Genomic DNA, 10,236 nt, shown 5'->3' with positions numbered 1-10,236 from the left:
GTTAAACTACAAAACTCCACGGGAACTATTCACTAGTTTCTGTGGAGTTTAGAAATGTACTTTTCTGGTACTGATATATTTCGTATTTATTTTTGGACAAGTGGCTAACTTGTTCTTGTAATTTTCGGTAAAAAACATTTATCAAACGATTGGAAAAACACCTTTATTAAAATTGAATCTAGAAACTCCAAATAACGTTAACATTTATGCCAAGTTGGAAATGTTTAACCCCGGCGGCTCAATCAAGGACCGTTTAGGCGTCAATTTGATTGAAGATGGCATCAAAAAAGGCTTAATCAAAGAACACACGACTATCATTGAACCAACCGCTGGCAATACTGGCATTGGCGTTGCTTTAGTTGCTCAAAAATACCATTTGCCCGTTCAATTAGTAGTTCCAGAACGTTTCAGTCAGGAAAAACAAATCTTAATGACTGCTTTAGGAGCAAAAATCATCCACACTCCTTCTGAAGACGGTATCGTTGGTGCCATTAAAAAAGCGAAAGAACTCGCTAGTAAAATCGACAATTCTTACGTTCCTTTGCAGTTTGAAAATCCAGCTAATCCTGAAGCCTATTACAAAACTTTGGGACCAGAAATCATTTCTGATTTAGCTAATCAAAAAATCGACGCCTTTGTAGCAGGATCTGGTAGTGGTGGGACTTTTGTTGGCGTCACGCAAGCTTTGCAAGAAGCTTTCCCAAATATGAAAGCTATCACTGTAGAACCTGAAGGTTCAATTTTAAACGGCGGCAAAGAACATGCCCATCGGACTGAAGGTATCGGGGTCGAATTCATCCCACCATTTTTCAAATCAATTACTGTTGACGATGTCAAAACAATTAGCGACGATGATGCTTTTTACTATGTTAAATGGTTGGCCAAAAACGAAGGCGTCTTTGCCGGCAGTTCTAGTGGTGCCGCTCTAGCAGCAGCTTTACAAGTGGCAAAAGACTTACCAGAAAATTCAAATATCGTGACTGTTTTCCCTGACTCTAGCGAACGTTACTTAAGTAAACACATTTATGACTAAAAAAACTCCACAACCTTTTTCGATTGTGGAGCACTTTTATAAGACTGATTTGATTAACTCAACGCCTTTGAATAGGTTAGCTTCATTCATGATGAGTGGTGGCAACAAACGCAAGGTGTTGTGTTTAGCTGATAAAGTCAATAAACCTTTATCATGCAATTGATTGATTACATCATTAACATTGATTGATTCATCTAGGTGAATTCCAATCATAAATCCTAAACCGGTAATATCTTTAACAGCTTGTAGTGGTTTGATTTCTTCATTTAATTTATCCCACAGACTAGCTGATTTAGTTTGAACTTGTTCTAAAAATTTTGGCGTTAATTGTTCCAGGACGCCACTAGCTGCAGCCATTGATAATTTATTGCCGCCAAAAGTTGTTCCGTGACTGCCGGGACCAAAAGCTTTAGCAAATTTCTTTTTGCCAATCATCGCACCAATTGGGGTCCCATTTCCTAAGGCCTTAGCAGAAGTGATGATGTCAGGCTCTAAATCAAATTGTTCAAAGGCAAATTTAGTGCCCGTACGACCGATACCAGTTTGGACTTCATCGATAATCAATAAAACATCATTTTCTTGGCAAGCTTGTTGAATTTTTTGGAGCCAAGCTTTATCAGCAACATAAACGCCGCCTTCACCTTGAATGACCTCTAAAATCACAGCTGCTAATTGGTCATCAATTAAATCGAGTGCTTTGTCATCATTGTAATCGGCAAATTCGACATCTGGAACCAAAGGTTCAAAACCCTTTTGAATATCAGGATTGCCAGTTAATGACATTGATCCATAAGTACGACCGTGAAAACCATTATTAAATGCTAAGACTTTAGTTTTGCCAGTATATTTACGAGCCAATTTAAAGGCAGCCTCATTAGCTTCAGTCCCTGAGTTACAAAAGAAAGCTAGCTGGTCGTCGTTACAAAGCATTCCTGCTACTTCATCTTGAATTTTGCTCTCATAAAGATTAGAAATGTGCCAAACTTTTTGCAATTGGTCAGCAACTTTTTTTTGAATGATTTCATTACTATACCCGAAGCTGCAAACTCCGATGCCACTGGTGAAATCTAAATAAGTCTTTTGATTATTATCTGTTAAATAAACATCGTGACCGTCTACTAAATCAAACGGAAAACGACTGTAAGTTGGAAATACATGTTCCATGATTATGCCTCCAGAATTTTTTAATTATTTTGAAATTTCGTTCCTGGTCGACCTAAATCGTCAGTAATGAAAGTATTCCCGACTCCATTTCTTATCGCGGTAAATGAAGCCTTGATTTTAGGCATCATCCCCGATTTAATTACGTTATTTTCCACTAATTCATTCGCACTGTTTTCTGTTAACTGCGATACGACCTTACCTGAATGCAAAACACCTGGTACATCGGTCAAAAGAACTAAGGCTTCAGCTTGCAACTGAATGGCAATTTTAGCTGCCGCCATATCGGCATTGACATTTAGCCACTTTCCATCTTCTGTTTGTGCTAAAGGAGCCAAAATCCCGATTTGGTCACGCAATAATCCTTCAAGATAATTAGCATTGATGTCACTGATTTTTCCCACTTGACCATACTTTGCTTGATTCAAATATTCGCCTGTCAACAAATTGTCGTCGCTAGCATTTAGGCCAATGACTGGTAGTCCTGAATCAGCAATCGTTTGACACAATTTAGGTTGAACGACGCCAATTAATACAGCTTTAGTAACGTCTAGAGTTTCTTGACTAGTGACCCGAATGCCATCGATTTTTTCAACGCTCAATTTTAATCTCTTGCTCCAAGCAGAAATCTGGGGGCCGCCTCCATGGACGATTAAGATTCGCTTTCCTTCAAGCCACCAAGTTTTTAATTGTTGGAAAAAAGTTTCTGGTAAATGATTCAAGGCATTGCCGCCTATTTTTACAACGATTGTTTCTTTCATTTCATTTCACTCCACACTTTTTGGTTTGTTTTTAGCTTCTATATGTGGCGTTGATTCTTACATAGTTATATGTGAGATCACAGCCCCAAGCTTGTCCCGTGGCTGTTCCCGAATTCAAATCCACAAGAATAGTGATTTTATTATCTTTTAGTGATTCTTTCATAGTAATTTCATCGAAATTAGCACTGCTGCTATTGTCGACTAATTCCAAATCATTGAGCCAAACACTCGTATGCTCAATGTCGACTTTAGCATTCGTTTGTCCGATGGCTGCAATGATTCGACCCCAGTTGGCATCCTCTCCAAAAATTGCTGCTTTGACAAGATTAGAACCAACAATAGCTTTACTTACCTTTTGAGCATCATCATGAGTTGCTGCGTTTTCCACGTTTACTTCAACTAATTTGGTCGATCCTTCGCCATCTGCAGCAATGTCTTGAGCTAACTCACTTAAAACGGCGTTATAAGCTGAAATAAAATCTTCATACTCAGGACTTTGTGTCGTTAATTCAGGATTTCCTGCCAATCCGTTGGCTAAAGTCACCACCATGTCATTTGTCGAAGTATCGCCATCAACCGTGATTTGATTAAAGGTCGAATCAACTTGTTGACTCAAAATATCTTGCAACAATCCATCTTGAATATTGGCATCTGTTACGACGAATCCCAACATCGTAGCCATTTTAGGATGAATCATCCCTGACCCTTTACAAAAGCCACTGATAGTAACAGTTTTTCCACCAATTTCAACTTGTGCAGCAATCGTTTTTTGATGCTTGTCAGTTGTCAAAATAGCTGAGGTAACATAATCGTTATCTAATAATTCCAACTGAGAAATACCTTTTGCAATTGTCTTCATTGGCAATGGTTCTCCAATCAATCCTGTTGAAGCGACCCCGACTAAGTCAGGCGTGATATCCAATTTATCAGCTGTCAGTTGTTGCATTTTCTTAGCATCTAACATGCCTTGTTCTCCAGTAACTGAGTTGGCAATAGCTGTATTCATCACCATCGCCTGCAACTGGTGACTTTTATTGATAGTTTGTTTAGTCAATTTGGTTGGTGCTGCTTGGAATTGATTAGTGGTATAGGTACCTGCAGCTTGAGCGGGGACTTTTGAATAAAGCCATCCCATGTCTTTTTTCTGAGGATTCTTACGCAATCCGGCATGAACTCCGTCTGATTTGTAACCCTTAGGCCAAGTGAATGGTATAATCTGATACTTTTGCTCTTTTTTTAAAATCGATTGCATAAAAAAATCCTCCTATTTAAGGTAGAACCGGAATCAAGTCCAGCCCTGCATCTGGTTTAAATTCAAACATTTGATTAAAGTTTTGAATTGCTTGCCCAGCTGCACCTTTTAGGAGGTTATCAATTACACTGACTATTACGATTTGGTGGGTAACAGGGTTCAATTGATAACCTATGTCACAGAAGTTAGTTCCAATCACTTGTTTCAAAGTTGGGAAAACTCCTTCAGTAGCATTTATAAAGGTGTGATCTGAGTATGTTTGGACGAATGCGTTTTTGACGTCTTCTTCAGTTATCCCAGATTTTGCCTTTGTATAGCAACTGGCCATTATTCCACGTGTCAGTGGTAATAAAGTTGTAGTGAACTGAATGTAAGGTACGTCTTCGTCCCAATCCTTTAATTGATCAACAATTTCTGGAATATGTTGATGATGATTTACCTTATACAGTTGCAGATTTTCATTTGTTTGGCTGAAATGAGTTGATTCACTCAAACTCTTTCCAGCACCGGATGTACCAGATTTGGCATCCACGACGATTGAGGTCGTATCGATTAGGTGATTTATGACCAATGGTGCTAATGCTAAAATCGTTGCTGTTGCATAACAGCCTGGATTTGAAACATAGGTTGCACCCTTAGAACTCGTAAAATCAACTAATCCATAATGTGATTGCTTGAGGTATTTTTCATCTGGAGCTTCTTTTTTATACCATTTTTTATAAGCATCACGTGATTTCAAGCGATAGTCGCCAGCTAAATCAATTACCGGAAAATTGGCATCAAGAAATGGTTTAGCCAATTCTGTAGTAACTCCAGCTGAGACATCGAAGAAGACCATCTGGTTATTTTTCATGATATCAGCAGAATCATAAGGTAAAATATTAGCTCGTCGTCGCAGTTGCGGTAAAACCGATTCTAAAGATTGTGCTACTTTCTGGGAGTGCCCATACAAGTTGACTGAATCAACGTTTGGGTGCCGTAATAGTAATTCGTACAAGACGCTACCGCTGTAACCAGTAACACCGACAAGACCAACATTCATACTTATCATCCTTTCTTGATGTCTAATCCTTATTTCTATGTCTTTAATAGAAATTAATAGCTAGAATACTCTTGATTATTAAAAAAAACAAGGCTATTTCTAATTTAATTTTTACATTTTTAATTTTAAACTATCGGTATTTTCTTTCAAGAATAAAGGTTTAGTTATAAAAAATTTAATAGGCACCGCAATCAGGAAATGATTGCGGTGCCTATTTTTAGTTAATTATTTTAATTTGAATGAATTTGATTTCTACTCAAACTCAAATTTTCTAAATGCTCTTTAAATTTAACGGTAAATTTATTATTAATCATCGATACCGTTGGTCCGGTTAACAAGAAGATGGCTAAAGTACCGATTCCAATCGTACTCTTGCAAAAGAATGCTATCACGACACAAGTCCCGTCAGTCAATACTCTCCAGACTCTAAAGGGAATCTTCGTTACCTTTGGTAAAAACATTCCCAAAGAATCGTATGGAGCAACGCCTAATCCACTAGTCATATAGAGTGACATCCCAAAAGAAATGATTAATACGGCTAAGATTAACCCAATGCCTCTTTGAATAAGATTTAACGAAGACCAGCCAAAATTCTGGAATAAACTCAAAAAGAAATCAGAAATGAAGGCCAACAATGTCAGATTCAATAAGGTGCCTAAGCCAATCGTATCGCGGCTATATTTTAATTGAACGATAAAAATAATGATATTAACAATCAACTGGGCCACGCCAAAACTCAAGCCACTGATTTGACTGAAGCCAATATTCATAGCTGAAAATGGATCAGTTCCAACATTTGTTATCCGTAACACCGAAACGCCCAATCCAACCAGACTGATGCCGATTATCATCATGAAAAAAGTTACTAAATTTATCTTTTTTATCACATTTACCCCCTAATTTATTCAAAGGTAGCGAAGATAGGCGTTTCTATTCTTAATTTATAATCAGAATTTTTTGTGTTTGTAGCAACAGGTAGTGTTTTTGCAGTTTCTCCTTGTTTTACATGAGCATTGAAATACTTATCATTGATTTATCGTTACCCATTTTATTTGGGACTTACTCCCACTAGTAGTTCATGTTAGTGCAAATGGTGGCATAAATGCAATTATTGATTTAACCACTTAACGAACAATTATTAATACAGGGCAAAAAAATAATGGTAATTTATAATCACCATTATCATTTTAAATATTTTCAAATAATATCTTTTTGGAGTTGATTGACGTTATCAGCCTTTAACAACCAATAATAAAGTGCACCATATAAATTAGCATCATTTTTAAACTTGCTTTCAACAATTTCAGGTCTTTTTAAAGTTGTCTTTATAATTGGAAGACTGTTTCTTATATTATCAAACTCACTGTTAATCGTCTCGGTGACAATCTTTTGAGCAGAAATTCCTCCACCAATTGTATATCTATCTAAATCTAAAACACTTTGAATATTATGAATCAATAAGGCAATGTTATGACAATATCTTTTAAAAACCCTTAGAGCTAATTTATTATCATTATTGATTTCATTAAATACTTTAATGCCATCATTCTTATCTGGTAAATTCAATTTCTCTGCAATTTCGTTGACCATTTTTACTGCAGATCCTAAGCTACCTTCAAGGCTATTATAGGTTATATTGGCATTATCATTTAACATGAAACTAATCTCTCCAGCTTGATAATTTGCACCATAAACTAAATGATGATTCATAATAATGCCACTGCCTACACCAGTACCTAAAACAATTGACGCACCATTATTAATATTCTTCAAGTTACCTAACCATAATTCTGAAAGAGCTGCAGATTTACCATCATTTTCTACACTAATTGGCACACTAACTTCAAACATATTATTAAAACTCTTTTTGTCTAGAAATGGTAAACTGCCACCTCCAAAAATCATGTCCTTATCGTGGTCAATACGTCCTGGGACACTAAAAGCTATACCTCTTATTTTATTATTATATCTATCAAGTATTGATTGAACTAAATTTACAAAATCATAATAATTTTGTGGCGTTTTTACAGAATTTTTTTCTATTAACTTACCGCTGTGATCAATTAATCCAAATTTTATAGCTGTTCCACCAATATCAAAAACCAAATATTTTTTTATCATTACCCTAAAACCTACTTATTAACTAAGTACTTTCTGATTAAGTATGTAGGAGTGCAACTCCATGCGTGACAATAACTATTAATTACTGGGCTTCCATATGGTGAGAAGTTTGGATCCTCTGGTTCAAATGCTTCCCAGAAAGTATCTGCTCCTAGATCTACCATTTTGCCCCAATAATTTTTAATTAACTTTATCCCGTCATCTTTATGTCCAGATTCAAATAAAGCTAAAGCTATATGGTGATACATATATGGCGTAGCAATTCCAGTAACAGGGAATAGTGTTTTAACTGATTTAGTCATCAATTCATAATTCTCATCATCGTTCATGACGTGAGCAATTACCATCCATGATTGACTAGCAATATTAATTTCTTTATCAGGTCCGCTAACAAATAGCCCTTTATTTTTATCGAAGAAATTATCCATTGCGGCTTTTGTTAATTTATCAATATCCAACTTGTACTTATCAACATCATCATCTTTTTCCAATTCTGCTAACGATACAAATTGTTTCAATACATAGATAAGAATTGCTTGTCCTGATGCTTGTTTATCAATATCATTAGACTAATCAACAAATACAGGCCAATCCTCGTTCATCTTTAGAACGTTATCTTTTCCAACTTCTTTAAGAGCTAAATCAATTTCCTTTTTTGCTATTGGATATAAATCATTAACAACGCTTTGGTCTTTAAAGTTATCAAAATAATCTTTTAAAACTGCAATAAAGAATAAACTATAATCATACATGAAAGTATCATCTGGTACAGGATTAGGCTTAGTAAATACATTAGCGGAAATCTTACCTTCTTCAGTAGTCATTCCTCCAAATAAGTACAAACATCTTTTGACCAAATCCTGATTATTAAATGTCGCATAATTGGCTAGTGCTTGCAATCTCAAATCACCTAACCATAGACGGTGATCACGTTTTGGGCCATCTTCAAATACTTCTTGCATACAATCTTGAAGTGTTTTAATACTTATTTGATCAATCTTTTTCAACATAGGATCATCAATTTTAACTTCTGGTACATCTTTAACCGAAACCGCACTTTCAGTGATTAATGATGGATTGCTAAAGCTTACTTGCCACTTGGGTGAAGTATCCATAACCTCTAATTCAACGTACCTAAATGAATATCGACGAGGCATATTTAATTTGGTTGGTAATACATCTAAGTGAACGTACTCTTCAGAAATCCATGAACTACTTAACCATCCGTCGTAGGTACTTGAATCAACGCCTATTTCTGCTGGTGTTTCTGCAAATGTCAGGTGTAAATACAATGGGGCATCCATTGGTGATCCAACCGAATTTAAATCAATATTAAAGTGTCCCACTTCATGATTACCAAAATCTAAAACAATTTTTTCACCCTTCTTGAATGAATATTCAGATAGCTTTTTAATGTCCTTTTCGCTATCTACAGCTTTATAACCATTCATAGCCTTCTTATCAGAAACGATATCTACTATTTTTACAGGATTAATTTTTTCATGCTTTAATTTAGGTGTACTTTCTTCAGCCTTTTTTAACAATTCTTTATTATGATTGAATTTAACACCATTATTTATTTGAAATGTAAATGCCATAGTTAACCTTCTTTTACAACGTTTTTACGATTTTTATTTCGACTAGTAACAAATACCAGACCAATTACAGCCATAATTGCAAGTACAATGCCGCCGGCCATAAACACACCATTTACTGAATTAGTACCTGATAAGTTTCCTAATATTGCTAATCCATATGGAGAAAATGATGAACCTAAGTTAGAACCAACAAGTAATAATGAAGTTGATAATGTTGCTGAACCCTTAGGAGATACAACAGATACTTGATTGAATAGGTATGGAACTATTAATGAGAATGAAATTCCTGTTAGAACACCACCAACTCCTGAAAGAACTACGCTGCTTGAAACTGACAAGATAAAGAACGAGACAGCCATTAAAACCATTGCAACAGGAATAGTATAGCGTCTAATAACTTTGAAAATAGTACCAAAGGCAAATCCTGCTAACATACTACCAATTGACATAATACTAATAATATTGGCAGCATCAGTAGCTGTACCATAACCATTTGAAGTAAACAACAAAGCTAATTTAACTTGAACACCCATGTAGATGATTAGAACTACAAACAAAAGTAGTACATAACCAATTACTTGCAAATTTGTGGATTGTTTAACGCTCTTAGTTGAATTTCCACTTTTCTTATCAACATCTGCCTTAGGACTTGGAACAAAGAGAATAAATAGAGCTAGAATTGGCAAAATGATTGCATAAATCCAAAATGTCACGTGCCAATCAACTTTTAATAATTGACCAGCTACATAAGTCATAATTGCCGTACCTAATCCTTGAAAAGCACTTTGAAATCCAATCAACTGTGCCCTTTCATCGCCAGTAAAGTAATCACTAATCATACTTACGGCTAACGAATTAAATAATCCAAATCCTACACCTAGAGTGGCTCTTGAAACTAAAATAACTGTAAAATCATTACTGAATACTGGAACCAATCCAGAAATCAATGCAATAACTAAACCTAAAATAACTGTCTGTTTTTGACCTATCCATTTTGCAATAAAACTACTAAGTAAAACGAAGATAACTACCATCAAAGCAGGAATCGTTGTTAACATTTCTACAGATGATAAAGACTCATTAGAAAATGTCTTAGCCATTGCCGGGATGTTACCAGAAATAGCACCTGCCGAAGTCAACACTAAAGAAATTGAAAGTAGTGAAAACCTCATTAACCAACCTTTCTTCATAATAAAATGCCTCCTAATATTTTTTAAAATTCTTAAATCAAGTTGTTGTTACCGTTTACAAGTCTATTAAACAATGAT

At 35.5% G+C, this 10,236-nt stretch carries 8 protein-coding genes and 1 pseudogene; 1 reads left to right on the top strand and 8 read right to left on the bottom strand.

Features of this window, described 5'->3' with window-relative positions:
- Positions 1 to 136: 136 nt before the first annotated feature.
- Positions 137 to 1,033 carry a PLP-dependent cysteine synthase family protein gene (locus FHL06_RS04100; RefSeq protein ID WP_337692525.1) on the top strand — a complete coding sequence of 299 codons (897 nt, stop codon included), beginning with the start codon at positions 137 to 139 and terminating at the stop codon, positions 1,031 to 1,033.
- A gap of 36 nt (positions 1,034 to 1,069) precedes the next feature.
- Here FHL06_RS04100 and FHL06_RS04095 read toward each other — a convergent pair whose 3' ends face one another.
- From FHL06_RS04095 to FHL06_RS04060, 8 genes and pseudogenes are all read right to left on the bottom strand, one after another.
- Complete coding sequence (locus tag FHL06_RS04095) at positions 1,070 to 2,197, bottom strand: acetylornithine transaminase (protein ID WP_153384971.1); 1,128 nt, start codon at positions 2,195 to 2,197, stop codon at positions 1,070 to 1,072.
- A gap of 20 nt (positions 2,198 to 2,217) precedes the next feature.
- Complete coding sequence (gene argB, locus FHL06_RS04090) at positions 2,218 to 2,955, bottom strand: acetylglutamate kinase (protein WP_153384970.1); 738 nt, start codon at positions 2,953 to 2,955, stop codon at positions 2,218 to 2,220.
- Positions 2,956 to 2,986: 31 nt separating this feature from the next.
- A complete protein-coding gene (gene argJ / locus FHL06_RS04085) occupies positions 2,987 to 4,207 on the bottom strand; it encodes a bifunctional glutamate N-acetyltransferase/amino-acid acetyltransferase ArgJ (protein ID WP_153384969.1) in 1,221 nt (406 codons plus the stop codon).
- A 16-nt stretch (positions 4,208 to 4,223) separates the two neighbouring features.
- Positions 4,224 to 5,249, bottom strand: a complete 1,026-nt coding sequence (argC, locus tag FHL06_RS04080) for an N-acetyl-gamma-glutamyl-phosphate reductase (RefSeq protein WP_153384968.1) — start codon at positions 5,247 to 5,249, stop codon at positions 4,224 to 4,226.
- A 230-nt stretch (positions 5,250 to 5,479) separates the two neighbouring features.
- Positions 5,480 to 6,136 (bottom strand): YczE/YyaS/YitT family protein, encoded by a 657-nt coding sequence (locus FHL06_RS04075; protein WP_153384967.1) that lies wholly within the window; start codon positions 6,134 to 6,136, stop codon positions 5,480 to 5,482.
- 310 nt (positions 6,137 to 6,446) lie between these two features.
- The gene (locus FHL06_RS04070) at positions 6,447 to 7,370 is read right to left on the bottom strand and encodes an ROK family protein (protein WP_153384966.1); all 924 of its coding nucleotides are present in this window, start codon (positions 7,368 to 7,370) and stop codon (positions 6,447 to 6,449) included.
- 11 nt (positions 7,371 to 7,381) lie between these two features.
- Positions 7,382 to 8,968: pseudogene (locus FHL06_RS04065) on the bottom strand (alpha-L-rhamnosidase-related protein).
- Positions 8,969 to 8,970: 2 nt separating this feature from the next.
- Positions 8,971 to 10,158 carry an MFS transporter gene (locus tag FHL06_RS04060; RefSeq protein ID WP_238333957.1) on the bottom strand — a complete coding sequence of 396 codons (1,188 nt, stop codon included), beginning with the start codon at positions 10,156 to 10,158 and terminating at the stop codon, positions 8,971 to 8,973.
- Between the last annotated feature and the right edge of the window lie 78 nt (positions 10,159 to 10,236).

Source organism: Companilactobacillus halodurans (genome assembly GCF_009600985.1).
Lineage (GTDB): Bacteria > Bacillota > Bacilli > Lactobacillales > Lactobacillaceae > Companilactobacillus > Companilactobacillus halodurans.
The sequence above is the reverse complement of the archived record's forward strand: the minus strand, read 5'-3'. Positions and strand labels throughout refer to the sequence as shown.